This is a genomic window from Aeromonas finlandensis (assembly GCF_000764645.1).
GTDB classification, from domain to species: Bacteria; Pseudomonadota; Gammaproteobacteria; order Enterobacterales; family Aeromonadaceae; genus Aeromonas; species Aeromonas finlandensis.
The window spans coordinates 1-17,690 of the sequence record NZ_JRGK01000324.1; the positions used below are offsets into that span (position 1 = coordinate 1).

At 58.6% G+C, this 17,690-nt stretch carries 15 protein-coding genes; 3 read left to right on the forward strand and 12 right to left on the reverse strand.

The features are described 5' to 3' along the window. Positions 1-172 precede the first annotated feature (172 nt). Complete coding sequence (rbsK, locus tag LD28_RS0120070) at positions 173-1,105, forward strand: ribokinase (RefSeq protein WP_033138671.1); 933 nt, start codon at positions 173-175, stop codon at positions 1,103-1,105. Continuing rightward, positions 1,105-2,130 carry a substrate-binding domain-containing protein gene (locus tag LD28_RS0120075; RefSeq protein WP_033138672.1) on the forward strand — a complete coding sequence of 342 codons (1,026 nt, stop codon included), beginning with the start codon at positions 1,105-1,107 and terminating at the stop codon, positions 2,128-2,130. The genes rbsK and LD28_RS0120075 overlap by 1 nt, the downstream gene beginning before the upstream one ends. A 65-nt stretch (positions 2,131-2,195) precedes the next feature. On the opposite strand, the gene cobB is transcribed toward LD28_RS0120075, so the two are convergent. The 12 genes from cobB to LD28_RS0120135 all read right to left on the reverse strand — a co-directional run bounded on the left by cobB (position 2,196) and on the right by LD28_RS0120135 (position 16,926). Next, complete coding sequence (gene cobB, locus LD28_RS0120080; protein ID WP_033138673.1) at positions 2,196-2,969, reverse strand: Sir2 family NAD+-dependent deacetylase; 774 nt, start codon at positions 2,967-2,969, stop codon at positions 2,196-2,198. Positions 2,970-3,029: 60 nt separating this feature from the next. Further along, entirely contained in the window at positions 3,030-3,671 is a 642-nt protein-coding gene (locus LD28_RS0120085; RefSeq protein WP_033138674.1) for a GNAT family N-acetyltransferase, read from the reverse strand. 3 nt (positions 3,672-3,674) lie between these two features. Further along, on the reverse strand, positions 3,675-4,919 hold the full coding sequence (locus LD28_RS0120090; protein WP_033138675.1) for a response regulator: 1,245 nt from the start codon (positions 4,917-4,919) through the stop codon (positions 3,675-3,677). Continuing rightward, positions 4,903-8,871 carry a response regulator gene (locus tag LD28_RS0120095; RefSeq protein ID WP_033138680.1) on the reverse strand — a complete coding sequence of 1,323 codons (3,969 nt, stop codon included), beginning with the start codon at positions 8,869-8,871 and terminating at the stop codon, positions 4,903-4,905. Before LD28_RS0120095 ends, LD28_RS0120090 begins: the two co-directional genes overlap by 17 nt. Positions 8,872-8,907: 36 nt before the next feature. Next, entirely contained in the window at positions 8,908-9,204 is a 297-nt protein-coding gene (ihfA, locus tag LD28_RS0120100; protein WP_005300715.1) for an integration host factor subunit alpha, read from the reverse strand. A gap of 3 nt (positions 9,205-9,207) precedes the next feature. Then, positions 9,208-11,595, reverse strand: a complete 2,388-nt coding sequence (gene pheT, locus LD28_RS0120105) for a phenylalanine--tRNA ligase subunit beta (protein WP_033138676.1) — start codon at positions 11,593-11,595, stop codon at positions 9,208-9,210. A gap of 12 nt (positions 11,596-11,607) precedes the next feature. After that, positions 11,608-12,591 carry a phenylalanine--tRNA ligase subunit alpha gene (pheS, locus tag LD28_RS0120110; protein WP_005351972.1) on the reverse strand — a complete coding sequence of 328 codons (984 nt, stop codon included), beginning with the start codon at positions 12,589-12,591 and terminating at the stop codon, positions 11,608-11,610. Between the two features lie 378 nt (positions 12,592-12,969). After that, a complete protein-coding gene (gene rplT / locus LD28_RS0120115) occupies positions 12,970-13,326 on the reverse strand; it encodes a 50S ribosomal protein L20 (RefSeq protein ID WP_005336687.1) in 357 nt (118 codons plus the stop codon). A gap of 15 nt (positions 13,327-13,341) precedes the next feature. Further along, positions 13,342-13,539, reverse strand: coding sequence for a 50S ribosomal protein L35 (gene rpmI / locus LD28_RS0120120; RefSeq protein ID WP_005336688.1), 198 nt, complete (start codon positions 13,537-13,539; stop codon positions 13,342-13,344). Positions 13,540-13,625: 86 nt separating this feature from the next. After that, positions 13,626-14,174, reverse strand: a complete 549-nt coding sequence (infC, locus tag LD28_RS0120125) for a translation initiation factor IF-3 (RefSeq protein WP_081959650.1) — start codon at positions 14,172-14,174, stop codon at positions 13,626-13,628. A 3-nt stretch (positions 14,175-14,177) separates the two neighbouring features. Then, entirely contained in the window at positions 14,178-16,106 is a 1,929-nt protein-coding gene (gene thrS, locus LD28_RS0120130) for a threonine--tRNA ligase (protein ID WP_033138678.1), read from the reverse strand. Between the two features lie 232 nt (positions 16,107-16,338). Further along, the gene (locus tag LD28_RS0120135; RefSeq protein ID WP_033138679.1) at positions 16,339-16,926 is read right to left on the reverse strand and encodes a tetratricopeptide repeat protein; all 588 of its coding nucleotides are present in this window, start codon (positions 16,924-16,926) and stop codon (positions 16,339-16,341) included. A gap of 173 nt (positions 16,927-17,099) precedes the next feature. On the opposite strand from LD28_RS0120135, the gene LD28_RS0120140 reads away from it, so the two are divergent. Beyond that, a partial coding sequence (locus LD28_RS0120140; RefSeq protein WP_033138681.1) for a radical SAM protein occupies positions 17,100-17,690 on the forward strand: 591 nt, incomplete at its 3' end.

Here is a 17,690-nt window from a genome sequence, read left to right on the forward strand (position 1 = left end):
GCTCAAGGGCCAGCCGGTCGAGAAATCCATCCCGGTTCCGCTGCAAGTAGTCAGCAAATAAGATCACAAGGGGGGGGCTCACCTCCCCCTTTTCCCTCTCAATCACGATGCCTCCCGGCTTGAGCGCGCGCCATCCCCGTGTTCAAACCAAGATGCACCAGGAGTAGTCAACATGAATCGTCTCGTCGTTTTGGGCAGTGTCAATGCAGACCATGTACTGCGCGTTCCCCACTTTCCCCGCCCGGGTGAAACCCTGACCGGTCACAGCTATCAGGTTGTGCCCGGTGGCAAGGGGGCCAATCAGGCGGTCGCCGCCGCGCGCCTCGGCGCTCCCGTCTCCTTTATCGCCCGTATCGGTGATGACGCCATCGGCCACCAGATGAAAACCGGCTTTGCCAAAGATGGCATCGACGTCAGTGCCGTCGAGCTTGACGACACCCTGCCCACCGGTATAGCCATCATCTATGTCAGCGATGAGGGGGAGAACAGCATCGGCATCTCTGCCGAGGCCAATGGGGCGCTCTCTCCTGACGTGGTTGCTCGCCACGAAACCCTGATTGGCGATGCCCATACCCTGCTGCTGCAGTTGGAAGTGCCGCTGGAGAGCGTGCATGAAGCTGCGCGCTTGGCCCGCGCCCACGGCACCCGGGTGGTGCTCAACCCGGCCCCCGCTCGCCCGCTCTCGAGCGAACTGCTGGCGCTGGTCGACCTTATCACTCCCAACCAGACCGAAGCGGAACTGCTGACCGGCGTCAAAGTCACCGACGAAGCCAGTGCTCGCGAGGCGGCCAACCGCTTCCACCAGATGGGAATCACAGACGTGATGATCACCCTGGGGGCGCAGGGGGTCTATTGCAGCAACAAGCAGCAGCAACAGCTCATTCCGGGTTTTCGAGTGGACGCGGTAGACACCACAGCCGCGGGCGATACCTTCAACGGCGCCCTGTTGGCAGCCGAACTGGCCGGTGCCGACTTCAACACAGCGGTGCGTTTTGCCCACGGTGCGGCGGCGCTCTCTGTCACCAAATTTGGCGCCCAGAGCTCCATCCCTGGCAAGAGTGAGGTTGACACCTTCCTGCTCGCGCAAACTGCCCAGGGGCACTGATGGCCAATATCAAGGAGGTGGCGGCGCTGGCAGGGGTCTCTACCACCACCGTTTCCCATGTCATCAATGAGACCCGCTTCGTGGCCGAGGAGACCCGGGCGCGGGTCTTCGCCGCCATGCGCGATCTCAACTACGCCCCGAGTCTGGTGGCCCGCAGCCTCAAGGTGAAGGAGACCAACAGTATCGGCATGCTGGTCACCACCTCCAGTAACCCCTTCTTTGCCGAAGTGGTGCGCGGGGTGGAGCATTACTGCTTCGAGCAGGGCTACAACCTGATGCTGGGCAACACCGAGGGACAGGCCGAAACCGCCCTCTCCTACCTCAAGATGATGCTGCGCAAGCGGGTCGACGGCCTGCTGATCATGTGTAGCGAGGGGCAACAGGAGGTGTTCAACCAGCTCGACTGGCTCAAGAGCCTGCCGGTGGTGGTGATGGATTGGGGGATGGTCAGCGAGGATGTGGATCTGATCGCCGACAACTCCTTCCACGGCGGTTATTTGGCGACCCGCCATCTGATTGAGTTGGGCCATACCGCGATCGGCTGCATCACCGGCCCCCAAAACCGTGCCCCCGCCAACCAGCGGCAGGCAGGTTTTGAGCAGGCGTTGCAGGAGGCAGGCTTAACCGTCAATCCACAGTGGATCCAGGAGGGAGACTTTGATTGCGCCAGCGGCTTTGCCGCCATGGAGCGGCTGCTGGCACTCCCTTCGCGCCCGACCGCCCTCTTTGTCTGCAACGACATGATGGCAATGGGGGCCATCAGTGCCGCCCATCAGGCTGGCATTGTGATACCGCGGGACATCTCCATCGTCGGCTACGACAACGTGGAGCTGGCCCAATACCTCTCGCCGCCACTCACTACCATCAACCAGCCCAAGGAGGAGCTGGGACGCCTGGCCGTCACCCGCCTGCTGGCGCGGATCAACGGCGAGGCGGTGGAGAACCACCTGATCACCGTCGACCCGGATCTGGTGATCAGGCAATCCTGCGCCCCTCTCTGCTCCCCTCTGCCCGCTCAATCGTAACGGGCACTGACCAACAAAAAGGCGACTCGAAGAGTCGCCTTTTGCTTTTTTGCCATCCCTGATCGTTAGCGCTCGCGCATCTCCATCCAGTTGTGCCCCTCAACTTGTCGGGGCTGATGGATGCCACACGCCTCCAGCAATTCATCTACATAGGCGGGGACCAGCAGGGAAGCGGGACCATAGCGCTTCTCGTCAAACTGGCTACCCACCTCGCTCGGCTCGAGATTGAGCTCGATGGTGTGGGCACCGTTGAGGCCTGCCTCGTGAACAAAGCCCGCCGCCGGATAGACAGCCCCCGAAGTGCCAATGGAGATAAAGAGATCGCACTGGGCCAGCGCGCTGTAGATCCGATCCAGCCCGAGCGGCATCTCGCCAAACCAGACCACATGGGGGCGCATCGGCTGGGGGAACTGACAGCAGGAGCAGAGCTCATCCTGATGGAGATCACCGCGCCACTCGATCACCTGACCGGACTCGGGGCAACGGGCCTTGAGCAGCTCGCCGTGCATATGGATAAGATTCTTGCTACCAGCACTCTCGTGCAGATTGTCGATATTCTGAGTCACCAGGGTGACCGAACCCGGCAGAAGACGCTCGAGGCGGGCCAGCGCATAGTGAGCCGGATTGGGGTGTACCTGGGGTTGTTGCAGCTGTTTGCGGCGGGAGTTGTAAAAGCGCAGCACCAGATCGGGATCCCGGGCATACCCCTCGGGGGTCGCCACATCCTCGACCTTGTGCTCTTCCCACAAACCATCGCAGGCACGAAAGGTCTTGATGCCGGATTCGGCAGAGATCCCCGCCCCGGTCAGGATCACGATATGTTTATATGACTGCGCCATAAGCTGCTCCGTCTATTCCCGCATAATAAATGTGACCTTAGCACAGGGAAAAAAGTGTCACTATTCGCCCTTGGTCTTAAGGGGCATGGTTGGCGGCACGGGTAACCAGCCATCCAGTACCGACAGATCCAGCCTGACAAAGACCATTTCACGCCCGGTCACCAGCGTCAGCGGCAGCCCCAACCGTTTGAGCAATGTCAGCATGGGACGGTTCTGGGCCAGCACTTCCGCTGTCCACTCCCGGATCCCGTCCGCCCTTGCCAACAGGGCCAGCGCCAGCAGAATGCGTCGTCCCGCCCCCTTGTGCTGGAAGTGATCCGCCACGATGCAGGAGAACTCCGCCCGATCGGGATGAAGACGGCGGCGGATGGACTGGGCCTGGGCCAGCGGCTGTCCGGCGAGGTCTGTCAGCAGCAGCGAGATCTGATGCTCGGGATGGTAGTTAAGAAATTGTGCAACCTGTACCGGTGTCGGCGTCCGTTTGGGACGCATAAAACGTAGATAGATGCTCTCTTCACTGAGCGCATCATAGGCCGACACCATACAGGAGGGTGCCACACCACTCAGCTCCCGTAGCAGGCAAGGCACCTCTGCAACCTGCATCGCCAGCGGCAGTGCGGCCCGGGAAACCGGATGGGGCCAGCCATCCAGCCCTTTGCCAAGGCGCTCCCAATGAACTGGCCAGCAGAGGTAGCGCGGCATGGTTTACCAGCACCCCGTCATACCGCGCTCTCGCCACACCTCGACATCGAGCAGGTTGTAGGGATCGTCCAGATAGAGTGCAATCCCCAGCTCCCTGGCCCGCGCCATAAAGCGTCCCAGCAGAGAGTCCGGCGCCAATGACTCCATCTCGGGCAGGATCCCCTGCCCCAGCAATAGCGCCTGCAGCGGCAAACGTTCCAGCAGGTCGAATGGCAGATGCTGGCTATTGTCGAGCAGCAGCGCCAGCTTGCTCCCTGCAAGACTGGCCTGCAGTACCAGTGCAAAGCGCTCGGCATTGTTCAACAGGTGATCGCGACGGTGGATCAGCAGCGTCAGTTCGGATGGGGTGCGTGACTGCCCAGCCAACCACTCCTTGAGTGCCTCCCAGCGGCCGGGTAAACCGGTCACCGCCAGCCAGACTGGATGCTGGGTCGCCGGGCTGGAGAGCAGACCAAGCTGACCCTCTACCTTCCCCTGCCAATTGCGGATAGTTCGGCGCTGGCCACTCAAACGTCGCTGACGCAGTGGACCCAGATATAGCCCGCGCAACAACCGTAACAGCTCATCGCAATCGAGGGGCTTGGCCAGTGCCGCCAGAATATTGAAACCGGTATCGATGAGCAGGCGACGAGCGCCGTCGATCAGCGTCTGCTCATGGGCGGAGAGCAGCACGATGGGCAATCCTTCGTCCTGCAACTGAGGCTGGCTCATCAGCAGACTGATGGCATCCTGCTCCACCAGGCTAAGATCGCACACCAGCAGACGGATATCGCCCGCCCCCAGCGCCGTAAGACAGGCGCTCTCATCCTGCACCCACTGGCAGGTGAGCCCCAACCCAGCGATGGCCTGTTGTAGCCGCATCCCCTGAAACGGGTGATCTTCGAGCAGCACAACCTTGCTGGCAGCCAACCAGTTGCACCAGTCACGGTAACTGGCCGCTAGGCCCCCCAGCCAATCCTCACCGATGGCATAGATACCCTCATGTTGCTGCAACTCGGGAAAGTAGTCAGCCTGCTGATGGACGGCGGGATCATAGAGGGCGATGGCACAGGCAGAAAAGAGCCCATCCCACTGCCAGCAGGCATCAGGCTGAGTACGTTGCAGGGTCACATAGGAGGGCAGATCCATCCCCTTCGCCAGCTCGTAAGAGCGACGGTCAAGGGCATAGAGTACGATGGGGCAAAAACCTGCCGCATCATGATCTTCAGTATCGAGCAGCGCCAGCAGTTCTTCATCGGTGATTATCATCTTGAGTCCTCAACAAAAAATGCTGGCTGAACTCATCCAGCGCCCCGGTTAATCTGGCCTGTAGCTCCGAATGAGGTGATTGCTGCCACTCTTCAATCACTGTTACCAGGGCAGTGGCACCTACCATTCTGGCGGCCCCTTTCAGTTGGTGCAATGCAGCTTTTACGCCAACCATATCTTCATTTGTGAGACAGCGATCAAGATTTGCCAAATCGTCTCTGGTTGCCTTCAGATAGAGGGCCGCCAGCTCATTGGGCAAGTGCGAGACGACCGGTGCTGCCTCACCCTGATGGCTCCCCTCTCTGGCGATATAGCGCAGCAGGGTCGCCAGCTCCTTGAGGGCAACCGGCTTGTCCAGATGACCATCACAACCGCAGGACTGCAGCTCTCTCGCCGCCTGCTCACTGAGATCCGCGGTGATCACATAGACCGGAAGGGAGGCCCAGCGGGCAGATTGGCGCAACGCTCTGCACAGCTCAGCCCCGTTCATCACCGGCATCTGCAGGTCCGTCAACACAAAGTCCACCTCATGCTCCGCCAACATCTCCAGTGCCAACTGCCCGTCAGCGGCAGTGACAACGCTGGCGCCAAGTTGCCCCAACTGCAGACTGATCAGTTCACGGTTGACCACGTGATCCTCAACCAGCAGTACCCGCATGCCAAGCCCTGGCTGGGAGCCGGCGACTGGCTGGCCAGGGGTCAGTCGTGGCTGCAGCAGGGTGATGATGGTACCGGGCACCCAGGACTCCCCTTGCCAGGCCCAATAGTAGAGCCCCTTATCGTCTACCTCCGCTTGCAGCGTATCAACGGCATTGCTGACAGTGACGATCCCCAATCGGCTGAGCCAGGGTGAAAGCGCTTGTGCCTCGTCACGTGGCAAAGAGATTGCCAGCTGCCGTACCTTGGGCTGCCAGTCCGGCTCCTGCTGCACCCGCTGCAGGGGCAACTCGCAGAAGAAGCGGCTACCGCCGCCAGCGCGCCCTTCAACATCGATAAGACCGCCCATCTGCTCGATCAACTGCTTGCAAATCGCCAGGCCAAGACCGGTGCCCGGCGCCCGCAGCTGCCCTTCAACGGCAAACTGCTCGAATGGCATAAAGAGCGTGGGGCGCATCTGGGCTGTAATGCCCGGCCCCTGATCATCCACACCGAAGCGCAAGGTCACGTCTGCCAGCTCGGCCCACAGCACCACCTCCCCACGCAAGCTGAACTTGATGGCATTGGAGAGCAGGTTGTGGAGCACCTGCCGCACCCGATGGGGGTCGAGGGTCTGCAGGGCAGGCAGGGCCGGGTCCAGCTGCAGGCGCAGTTGCAACCCCTTGGCCCGCGCCTTGGTCCAGTGAACTGCCGCCACATGCTCGCACAACTCGGCAAAATCAGTGGGCCGGGGCGAGAGGGAGAGTTGGCTGTTTTCATTGCGGCTAAAATCGAGCACATCGTTGAGCAGGCCAAGCAGCTCGTCCCCCGCCTGACGCACCCGCGCCAGCGCCGAATCCTGCTCTTGGGACAAGGGGGTGCTGGCCAACCACTCCAGCAAGCCGAGCATGGCATTCATCGGCGTGCGGATCTCGTGGCTGATGGCGGCCATAAAACGTCCTTTGGCCTGTACCGCCTGTTGCGCCTGCTCATGGGAGAGCTGCAATGCCTGATCCTGCTCGACACGGGCGGTGACATCCTGCATCACCGCATAGATCCGCCACCCCTGCGGCTGGCTGCGGCCACGGCCATAGAGCTGCAACCAGCGCACCCCCTTGGTCGGATGGTGATAACGCATGGTGAACGCGAAGGGTTTCCCCCCCTGCAACATGGCGAACATGTCACGCCGCACCCGGCGGCGATCCTCGCGCTCCAGCATGGCGAGCACCCGTTTGGGCTCACGGCGGATCTGCTGGCTCGCCAGCCCAAGCAGCTCGTAGCTGCCCCGGCTGATAAACTCGATGGCCCCCACCCGTCCCCGCTCGAACATAAACTGCAATACCACGCCGGGTACGGTATTGGTCAGGGCGCGCAGGCGACGTTCCGCCTGACGCAGGAAACGGGCCTGTTCACGCAACACGCTGATATCCGACAGGGCGATGAGGTCGGTGGCGGGGGCTTGCTTGTCAAGTCGCAGCGGATGCTGGGCATAGGCGAAAACCTGATCCCCCAGCACCAGCTCCCCCTCGCTCTTCTGGGGTTGCACCGGCGGCAGCATCAGCTGCTGCGAGTAACGCAGAGCCAGACGTCGCCCCTGCTTGTTGGATTTGATCACCTTGCCCTGGCTGTTGCGCAGATAGACGGGCACCGGCAGCGCCTGAAACATGGTTTCCCGCAGCTCGCTCTCGATGGCCAGCGCTTTCTCGGCGGCGTGACGCTGTGCTACCTCCCGTGCCAGTTGCTGACGGGAGCGCCAGATCCCGCCGATGACGATACCGCTGATCAACAGCGCCATGGCGATGGAACCAAACCAGGTGGCATAGCTCACGCCGGGCTGCTGCACCACCAACAGGCGACGCCAGCGCTGGTTGAGCTCGTCGATCTGGGTACTGGTCAGCGCCATCAGGTTGCGATCCATCACCCCGGCCAGCTCGGTCTGATCTTTGTTGATGGCAAAGCCAAGGCCAAAGCGATCCTCCAGCTCCTCGATATCGAGCCCTTCCAGCAAGTTGGTGCGCTGGGGATATTGCAGTTGATAAAGCTCGCTCAGCATGGCGTCAGCCTTGCCCTGTTTGATCGCCGCCAACCCCTGCTCGAGACTGTCAGTACGATGCCACTCCTGATCACCGAGCAGGGCAAGCAAGGAGGGATCGTAGAGGGATTCCGGCACCAGAATACGCTGTCGCTTGAGCTGGGTGATGTGATCGGCAACTACCTTGCGCTTGCTGATCAAGGCAAACCGGTTGATGGAGATCGTCCGACTGAAGATAAATTCGTCCGTCAATGCGGGGGATTCCGGCAAACCGGCCATCATGTCCGCCTCACCACTACGCAGCTTTTCTAACGCCTCCGCCTTGCTGGCAGCAGGCACCAGCTGGTATTTCAGGCCGGTCTCCTGGGTGACCCAGCGCAGCACATCCGCACTCCACCCTTTCGCCTCTCCCAGCTCATTGACGCCGCTATAGGGCATCAGCTCGGGATTGACCACCAGACGAACGGTGCGCCCCCAGCCAGATAACCAGGCCTGCTCGGTATCGCTGAAGTGCAACTGGTTGACATAGAGCGACCCCTGATCGAGATAGCGACCCAGATCGGCATAAAGGCTGCCAGCAGGCATGTAGCGGATGGCGGTATCGATGAGGCGGGCCAGTTCCGGCTCGCTGCGCATCATCAACCGATAGCTGACCACCATCTCATCCCCCAACAACCGGCGCAGTCGCAAACCATCGGCGGGAAATTCGCGCATCAGATAGCGCAGTTGCAGGTAGTCACCCAGATAAGCATTCCCTTTGCCGCTCTCCAGCGCCGAGTAGAGGTTCTCTTCCTGCGACAGCCGCTTGATCACGGCCTCCGGATAGAACGCTTTGAGCATCCGCCCCGAACCGGTGGCTGACGAAACCAGAAACGTTGCGTGCTGCAGATCGCCACGGTAGAGAATGGCGGCATCTGTCTCCATCATGGCGCGGCTGACCAGCATATCGGGCATCACAGTCGAGAGCGGGCCGACATGAGGCACGAGATCGCAGTGACCGTGCAGCAACGCATCGCGTACTGCTTGCCAGTCGGGCAGTTCGTGAACCTTAAGCGGGACCGGCAGCACAGCAGCCAGCCTGGCGATCCTATCCTTGAGCAGCCCTCCCCCCTCTAACAAATAAGGGGGCGGAAGGGTGGCGGGATAACAGATCTCCAGCTGGGTGATGGAGTCGACATAGGCCTGGGTCGCCGGTGCCAGGGGCAGCACTGTGGTCTGCAATGGCTTGGCGTACAACGGCAGTGCCAGCACGGCACCCAGAAGAAAAACGGGGAATTTGGTCATCTGAAAACAAAAGCCAGGCATCTGCCTGGCTTTTTATCACTCGTTGGGTTCAACATTTTCTACCCTGGCCTTGAGCTTCTGGCCAGGCCGGAAGGTCACCACGCGGCGGGCGCTGATAGGAATATCCTCGCCCGTCTTGGGGTTGCGTCCGGGACGCTGATTCTTCTCACGAAGGTCAAAGTTACCGAAGCCTGAAATCTTGACTTGTTCACCACGCTCAAGCGCCTGTCGGATTTCCTCAAAGAAGGCTTCCACCATATCTTTGGCTTCACGCTTGCTCATCCCGAGCTGGGTGAACAGGTGCTCTGCAATGTCGGCTTTGGTAAGCGCCATAGATCAATCCCTCAAGGATGCATTCAACTCTTCACCAAGGGCCCGCACGACATTGTCTACGGTCTCGGCAATCTCTTTCTCCTCCAGGGTGCGCTGGGTGTCTTGCAATACAAGACTGATGGCCAGGCTCTTCTTGTCCTCTGCCATACCAGCACCCTGGTATACGTCAAACAAGTTTATTCCAACTACCTGATTTCCGCCAACTTTTTTAATTACCGCAAGCACATCACCTGCCAGAACCTGACGATCGACCACGACGGCGATGTCGCGACGGTTCGCCGGGAACTTGGAAACTTCGGCTGCCACAGGCACCTTGGCCGGGGTCAGCTTGTCCAGCTCCAGCTCAAACATCACCGCGCGGCTCTTGAGGCCCAGCTTCTTCTCGAGGCTCGGGTGGATCACGCCGATATGGCCGATGATCTCGCCATTGCGCAGGATGGCTGCGCTCTGGCCCGGGTGCAGGGCGCTGTGCTCGGTGCGCTCGAAGGTAAAGGTGGCCCCTTCGGCGGTCAAGTCCAGCACCGCTTCCAGATCCCCTTTCAAATCAAAGAAGTCGGCTGCGCGGGTTTTGATATCCCAGTGCTCGTCGCTCTGGTTGCCAGTGATGATACCGGCCAGCATCGGCTCCTGACGGATGCCGTTCTCGGCGCTTTCATCCTTGATGAAACGCAGACCCTGTTCAAACAGACGCACACGCGGCTGCTGACGGTTCTGGTTGTAAACGACGGCCTGCACCAGACCCGGGAACAGAGAGACGCGCATGGCGGACATCTCGATCGAGATCGGGTTGGGCAGCACGATGGCGTCACTCTGCGGGAACAGGGTTTGCTGGGTCTTGGGATCGACGAAGCTGTAAGTGATCGCTTCCTGGAAACCGCGGTCAACCAGCAGGTCGCGCACGCGCTTCAAAGTCACCTGCCCTTCTGCCTGCTCCACCATCGCCAGAGAGGCGGCGGGTTTCAGGTTCGGGATATTGTTGTAGCCGTAGATGCGGGCCACTTCCTCTATGAGGTCTTCCTCGATGGCGATATCGAAACGCCAGGAGGGCGCCAACGCAGTCCAACCGTCAGCATCCGCAGTCACCTGCATGCCGAGGCGAGTCAGGATCTCGACCACCTGAGCATCCGCCACGCTGATGCCGATCACCTTATCGAGCTTGCTGCGACGCAGCTTGATAGGGGCCGCTTTCGGCAGATGGGCATCGGATTTTACCTCAATGACCGGACCCGCTTCGCCGCCACAAATATCCAGCAGCAGACGGGTGGCGCGATCCATCACCTTGGCTTGCAGTTCAGGATCTACCCCGCGCTCGAAGCGATGAGAAGAGTCGGTGTGCAGACCGTAAGCACGGGCACGACCAGTGATGGAGAGCGGCGCAAAGAAGGCGCACTCCAGCAGGATGTCGGTGGTGGTCTCGGAAACGCCAGTGCGATTACCGCCGAAGATACCGGCCATGCAGGCAGGGCCTTTGGCATCGGCAATCACCAAAGTGCTCTCTTTGAGCTTCACCTCGTTGCCATCGAGCAGGGTCATCGGCTCATCAGCGTGGGCACGGCGCACCACCAGTTCCCCTTCCAGCGTTGCCAGATCGAAGGCATGCATCGGCTGGCCGTATTCCAGCAGCAGGTAGTTGGTGATGTCGACGATGGCATCGATAGAACGAATACCGCCACGACGCAGCTTCTCTTGCATCCAGAGCGGACTCTGGGCCTGCAGGTTCAGCCCCTTGATGACGCGACCCAGATAACGGGGACAATCGGCGGTTGCTTCAACCCGGATCGGGAAAGTTGCGTCAATGGTGGCAGCCGCTGGCGTCCAAGTTGGCTCGACCACATCCACGCTGTTGAGCACGCCAATCTCACGGGCGAGCCCCGCGATACCGAGGCAATCGGCACGGTTCGGAGTCAGATCCACGTCGATGCTCACGTCATTGAGCGCGAGGTAGTCGCGAATATCGGTGCCAATGGGGGCATCGGCCGGCAGCTCGATGATGCCGTCAGCCTCGACGTCGATACCCAGCTCACTGAAAGAGCAGAGCATGCCGTGAGATGGCTGGCCACGCAGCTTGGCTTTCTTGATGGTGAAATCCCCCGGCAGGGTCGCCCCTACTTTGGCCACACACACTTTCAAGCCCTGACGGCAGTTCGGCGCACCGCAGACGATGTCCAGCAGCTCGGCTTCACCCACGTTGACCTTGGTCACCCGCAGCTTGTCGGCGTCCGGATGCTGGGCGCACTCGACCACTTCACCCACGACCACATTGTTGAACTGGCCAGCCACCGCTTCCACGGCGTCCACTTCCAGACCGGCCATGGTGATCTGCTCGGCCAGTGCATTGTCACTCAACTCGGTGCGGACCCACTCCATCACCCAGGATTTACTGAATTTCATGTTCTCTCGCCCTTACTTGAACTGCTTGAGGAAGCGCAGGTCGTTTTCGAAGAAGGCACGCAGGTCGTTGACCCCGTAACGCAGCATGGTCAGGCGCTCAACGCCCATGCCGAAGGCAAAGCCGGAGTATTTTTCCGGATCGATACCGACCGAACGCAGTACGTTCGGGTGCACCATGCCGCAACCCAGCACTTCCAGCCACTTGCCGTTCTTGCCCATCACGTCTACTTCGGCGCTCGGCTCGGTGAACGGGAAGTAGGAAGGACGGAAGCGAATGGTCAAGTCTTCCTCGAAGTAGTTGCGCAGGAAGTCGTGCAGGATCCCTTTCAGCTCGGTGAAGCTGGCATGCTCGTCAACCAGCAGACCTTCAACCTGATGGAACATCGGGGTGTGAGTCATGTCGTAGTCGTTACGATAGACGCGGCCCGGCGCAATGATGCGGATCGGCGGCTGTTGCTGCTGCATGGTGCGGATCTGCACACCGGAGGTGTGGGTACGCAGCATCAGATCAGGATTGAAGTAGAAGGTATCGTGATCGGTACGCGCCGGGTGATGAGCTGGAATATTCAGCGCATCGAAGTTGTGGAAGCCATCTTCAATCTCGGGACCACGGGCAACCTTGAAGCCCATCTCGCCAAACAGGCGCTCGATGCGTTCAATGGTGCGGGTCACCGGATGCAGACCGCCATTCTCGATGCGGCGGCCCGGCAGGCTGACGTCGATGGTCTCAGCGGCCAATTTCTGGTTCAACACGGCGACTTCGAGCGCTTCACGACGCTCGTTCAGCGCATCCTGAACCTGCTGTTTTGCCTGGTTGATCACGGCACCCGCGGCGGGACGCTCTTCGGCAGACAAGGCACCCAGGCCCTTCATCTGCTCGGTAAAAAAGCCCTTTTTACCCAGATATTTGACCCGGATTTCGTCGAGGGTAGCGATATCGCTCACGCCCTCAATTTCGGCTCTGGCTTGGCCGACTACTTCTTCAAGCTGTTGCATGTCTTCCTCGTCACCACTCCCGGTACAGGAGCCTTTAGGCTAAATAAGGTCAAGAGGGGAATAATACAAAAAAAGCCCCTTCGCTGACCATAGTTAAGGTGGGCTTTTCTCCCTACAAATCATTTTGTTATATCAAGCGAGTCTTATTGACTCGCCGCCACTCTCGAAATAGTAGAATAAATATTTAGTTTGTTGGCATATGATCATTTGTGGGACTAGTCATACCTCACATATCACTTTGTGTGGAGAAATATGTAGCACGTGTAAAACTGTGAACAGCACGTGGACGGGAGAAAGGGAAATGTGATGTAAAACCGTGAATTACAGATACAAAAAAGGAGGCCTGAGCCTCCTTTTAGCGTTTATAACAGGACTGGATTAAACCAGAGCTGCTTTAGCTTTTTCAACCAGGGCGGTGAAAGCCATTTTGTCGTGAACGGCGATATCGGACAGGATCTTGCGATCGATCTCGATAGAAGCCTTCTTCAGACCGTTGATCAGACGGCTGTAGGACAGACCGTTCTGACGGGCTGCAGCGTTGATACGCGCAATCCACAGCTGACGGAACTGACGCTTTTTCTGGCGACGGTCACGGTAGGCATACTGACCAGCTTTGGTTACCGCTTGTACCGCTACGCGGTAAACACGGGAACGGGCGCCGTAGTAACCTTTGGCGGCTTTCATTACTTTCTTGTGACGAGCTCGAGCAGTCACACCACGTTTAACTCTTGGCATTTTTCACATCCCCCCTTATGCGTACGGCAGACAAGCGACAACACGTTTGTGGTCGGCAGCAGAAACCATGAATTTCGGTCCCAGCTGACGCTTACGCTTGCTGCTCTTCTTGGTCAGGATGTGACGCAGGTGGTTGTGCTTGCACTTGAAGCGACCCGAGCCAGTCTTTTTGAAGCGCTTTGCAGCACCCCGGTTGGTTTTCATCTTCGGCATTTCATACTCCGCATTGTGAGTGACAACAAAATCGCAAGGCGAACCAACTCATGGGGCTAGCCCCATGAGTCAATTTCTTGTGGGCCTTAAGATTTCTTCTTAGGTGCGAGGACCATCACTGCTTGACGGCCTTCGACTTTCGGGAACGACTCGACTACGGCCAACTCTTCCAGATCGTTCTTGACGCGCTCCAGAACCTTGATACCAAGATCCTGGTGGGCCATTTCACGACCACGGAAGCGCAGGGTGACCTTAGCCTTGTCCCCGTCTTCCAGAAAGCGAACCAGGTTGCGTAGTTTTACCTGATAGTCGCCTTCGTCAGTGCCAGGACGGAATTTAATTTCCTTGACCTGGACGACTTTCTGCTTTTTCTTCTGTTCTTTGGTTGTTTTGCTCTTTTCGTAGAGGAATTTGCCGTAATCCATGATCCGGCAAACGGGCGGCTCAGCATTTGGACTGATCTCGACCAGATCAACTCCGGCCTCTGCGGCCAAGTTCAGAGCATCCTGGATGGAGGTGATGCCGATGGCTTCACCTTCCAGACCAGTCAGACGAACTTCTTTCAGACGGATCTCTTCATTGATCCGGTGAGCGCGGGCTTGCGGTTGCTTGCCCAGTTTTTTTCCGCCTTTTATAGCTTATTCCTCCACTTTCTTTTGTCCGCGGGTCTGAACTTCCTGGGTCAACAGAGCGATGAACTCTTCAACAGGATAAGTGCCCAGGTCAGCCCCTTTACGAGTCCGTACTGCAATCTTGTCGGCTTCAACTTCTTTATCGCCGCAGACCAGCATGAAAGGTACTCGTTTCAAAGTATGCTCGCGGATTTTAAAGCCAATCTTCTCATTTCTCAAGTCCGCTTTTGCGCGAATGCCCGCATCATTCAATGCTTTGGCTACTTTCACCGCATAATCGGCCTGATTATCCGTGATATTCATGACCACAGCCTGAGTCGGCGCCAACCAAGTCGGGAACAGACCGGCGTACTCTTCTGTCAGAATACCGATGAAACGCTCGATAGAACCCAAGATGGCCCGGTGGATCATCACAGGGACATGGCGCTCGTTGTTTTCACCCACATAAGTGGCACCCAAGCGACCAGGCAGGGCAAAGTCGAGCTGCACGGTACCACATTGCCACGCACGATCAAGGCAATCGTGCAGGGTAAATTCAATCTTGGGACCGTAGAACGCCCCTTCACCCGGCTGCAGATCGTACTTCAGACCGTTGAGCTCCAGCGCTTCGGCCAGTGCTTTCTCGGCGCGATCCCACATCTCGTCGGAACCGATACGTTGCTCGGGACGAGTGGAGAGCTTGACCACGATGTTCTCGAAGCCAAAGGTACCGTAGACGTCATAGACCATACGAATACAGCCGGAGACCTCTTCCATGATCTGCTCTTCGGTACAGAAAATGTGAGCGTCATCCTGAGTGAAGCCGCGCACCCGCATCAGACCGTGCAGGGAACCGGACGGCTCGTTGCGGTGGCAGGAGCCAAACTCGGCCATACGCAGCGGCAAATCGCGGTAGGACTTCAGACCCTGATTGAAGATCTGAACGTGACCCGGGCAGTTCATCGGCTTGATGGCGTACTCGCGGTTCTCGGACTGGGTGGTGAACATGGCCTGGGCATATTTTTCCCAGTGACCTGAACGCTCCCACAGGACGCGGTCCATCATGAACGGACCTTTCACTTCCTGATAGTCGTACTCTTTGAGCTTGCCGCGGATAAAGGTTTCCAGCTCACGGAAGATGGTCCAGCCATCGTTGTGCCAGAACACCATACCGGGCGCTTCTTCCTGCATGTGATACAGGTCGAGCTGCTTGCCGATCTTGCGGTGGTCGCGCTTGGCGGCCTCTTCCAGACGCTGCAGATAGGCCTTGAGCTGCTTCTTGTCCGCCCAGGCAGTACCGTAGATACGCTGCAGCATCTTGTTGTTGGAGTCGCCACGCCAGTAGGCGCCGGACATCTTCAGCAACTTGAAGTGGTGGCAGTGACGCATGTTGGGCACGTGCGGGCCGCGACACATGTCGATGTACTCTTCGTGATGATAGAGACCTGGCTGGTCATCACGGGCAATGTTCTGATCCAGGATTTCGACTTTGTAAGACTCGCCGCGCGCGTCGAATACATCGCGCGCTTCTTGCCAGGAGACTTTCTTCTTGATGACGTCGTAATCCTTGGCTACCAGCGCCAGCATGCGCTCTTCCAGGGCAGCCAGATCTTCATCGGTCAGGGTGCGGTCAAGATCAACGTCGTAGTAAAAACCGTTGTCAATGACAGGACCGATGGCCATCTTGGTCTGGGGCCAGAGTTGCTTGATAGCGTGACCCAGCAAGTGGGCGCAGGAGTGGCGCAGGATGTCCAGACCTTCTTCGTCTTTGGCGGTGATGATGGCCAGCGCAGCATCGGCTTCGATCAGCTCGCACGCATCAACCAGTTCACCGTTTACCCGACCGGCAATGCACGCCTTGGCGAGACCGGGACCGATGTCCGCGGCCACATCCATGACGGAAACAGAGTGGGCAAATTGACGTTGGCTGCCGTCAGGCAGAGTAATGATTGGCATTATGTGTTTCCTTATACAGTGGTGGCCCGTACCAAAGGCCACATGCGGGATGGAAAAGAGATTCAAAAAGGTGATGTTCTGGTTCTCCACAGCACTTTGCGAAGACGGCCTGAAACGTAAACAGCATGTCTAACGTGACAAACCAAGCCAAAACGGCCCCATGCTACCAGAAGTCGTGCGTGCTGTATCGGATTTGCAGATATTTTCTACAGTCAAATGAGTCGCCTGCCGACTATTCACCAAGCAGGGATTGCCAGTTGAAGTCAAAGCCACTGCGCCCCTCCTCGGCCAGCGCCAACTCCTGCAGCACCTGAAGCGCCAGCTTGTTGCCCTTTTGCGCTGCCTGATAGAGCCACTGTTTCGCCTGAGGAAGATCGACCTTGCCACTGACCCCCATCAGATGCAGTACGCCGACTTTCAGCATGGCCGGGACGTCACCATTACGGGCAGCCTGATCCATCCAGTGAAAGGCTTGGCGCAGATCCCGCTTCACACCGGCTCCCCGCAGATAGGCATCCGCCAGCCGATATTGGCCGAATGGATCCCCTGCCTGTGCCGACTGGCGATAGAGGCTGATGGCCTGATGGATATCCTGCTCGCTCCCCTGCCCCACCTCATGACTCCAACCCATCAGGGCTTGTGCCCGGGGTTGCCCTTGCTCGGCCAGCGGTGACCAGATCCGGGTCGCCTCATCGAAGTGGCCGGTGCGCCAGGCTCGGTTGGCAGCAGCCATCTCCTGCTCGGTAGAGAGCGGGATCAAGCGCCAGATAACCAGGGCAAGCAGACCGATAAATAGCCAACGGGAAGTGGTGGGTCTCATGATGATTTCCGTGATCCAGTTCTCATTTTGTCTATGTAAACGAAATGTAGCGCCACGATCAAGCAACAGATCCCTGCGACAACCCTTTTTGCACCCGATCGATCAGCAGTAGTTGTCATTTATCCGGGGCGCCTGCAAAATAACTGTATGTATAAACAGTATTGGTGCGCACCATGGCAGGACGAGGCAGCCCCCACAATATCGATCACCGTTTTAGCGGCCCCCTTGTCGAAGTGGTCGATGATGGCTGGCAATCGTCCGAGTGGGATGCCGCCTTCACCCCCTCTGTGCCTGGCACCGAGGTGCGGGAGATCGATGCACGCAGCATTATCAGTTACAACAGCTCGCCGGATGTCCCCTTTGGTCGCTCCATCAACCCCTATCAGGGGTGCGAGCATGGTTGCATTTACTGCTATGCCAGGCCCAGCCACGCCTATCTGGAGCTCTCCCCCGGCCTCGATTTCGAGAGCAAGCTGTTTGCCAAACGCAATGCAGCCGACCTGCTGCGCCGAGAGTTTGCCAAACCGGCCTATCAGCCACAGACCATCGTCATTGGCGCCAACACCGACCCCTATCAACCCATCGAGCAGCGCTATCGCCTCACCCGGCAGTTGCTTGAGGTGATGTTGGCCCACCGCCATCCGGTCGGCATGATTACCAAAAGCGCCATGATCTTGCGCGACCTCGATCTGTTGACCGAGCTGGCCCGGGAGGGACTCTGTCAGGTGATGGTGTCGGTGACGACCTTGAACGAAACCCTGCGC

Excerpts from the sequence above, each read along its gene's own strand:
- rbsK (WP_033138671.1), top strand. The coding sequence starts at position 173 with ATGAATCGTCTCGTCGTTTTGGGCAGTGTCAATGCAGACCATGTACTG.
- LD28_RS0120075 (WP_033138672.1), top strand. The coding sequence starts at position 1,105 with ATGGCCAATATCAAGGAGGTGGCGGCGCTGGCAGGGGTCTCTACCACC.
- cobB (WP_033138673.1), bottom strand. The coding sequence starts at position 2,969 with ATGGCGCAGTCATATAAACATATCGTGATCCTGACCGGGGCGGGGATC.
- LD28_RS0120085 (WP_033138674.1), bottom strand. The coding sequence starts at position 3,671 with ATGCCGCGCTACCTCTGCTGGCCAGTTCATTGGGAGCGCCTTGGCAAA.
- LD28_RS0120090 (WP_033138675.1), bottom strand. The coding sequence starts at position 4,919 with ATGATAATCACCGATGAAGAACTGCTGGCGCTGCTCGATACTGAAGAT.
- LD28_RS0120095 (WP_033138680.1), bottom strand. The coding sequence starts at position 8,871 with ATGACCAAATTCCCCGTTTTTCTTCTGGGTGCCGTGCTGGCACTGCCG.
- ihfA (WP_005300715.1), bottom strand. The coding sequence starts at position 9,204 with ATGGCGCTTACCAAAGCCGACATTGCAGAGCACCTGTTCACCCAGCTC.
- pheT (WP_033138676.1), bottom strand. The coding sequence starts at position 11,595 with ATGAAATTCAGTAAATCCTGGGTGATGGAGTGGGTCCGCACCGAGTTG.
- pheS (WP_005351972.1), bottom strand. The coding sequence starts at position 12,591 with ATGCAACAGCTTGAAGAAGTAGTCGGCCAAGCCAGAGCCGAAATTGAG.
- rplT (WP_005336687.1), bottom strand. The coding sequence starts at position 13,326 with ATGCCAAGAGTTAAACGTGGTGTGACTGCTCGAGCTCGTCACAAGAAA.
- rpmI (WP_005336688.1), bottom strand. The coding sequence starts at position 13,539 with ATGCCGAAGATGAAAACCAACCGGGGTGCTGCAAAGCGCTTCAAAAAG.
- thrS (WP_033138678.1), bottom strand. The coding sequence starts at position 16,106 with ATGCCAATCATTACTCTGCCTGACGGCAGCCAACGTCAATTTGCCCAC.
- LD28_RS0120135 (WP_033138679.1), bottom strand. The coding sequence starts at position 16,926 with ATGAGACCCACCACTTCCCGTTGGCTATTTATCGGTCTGCTTGCCCTG.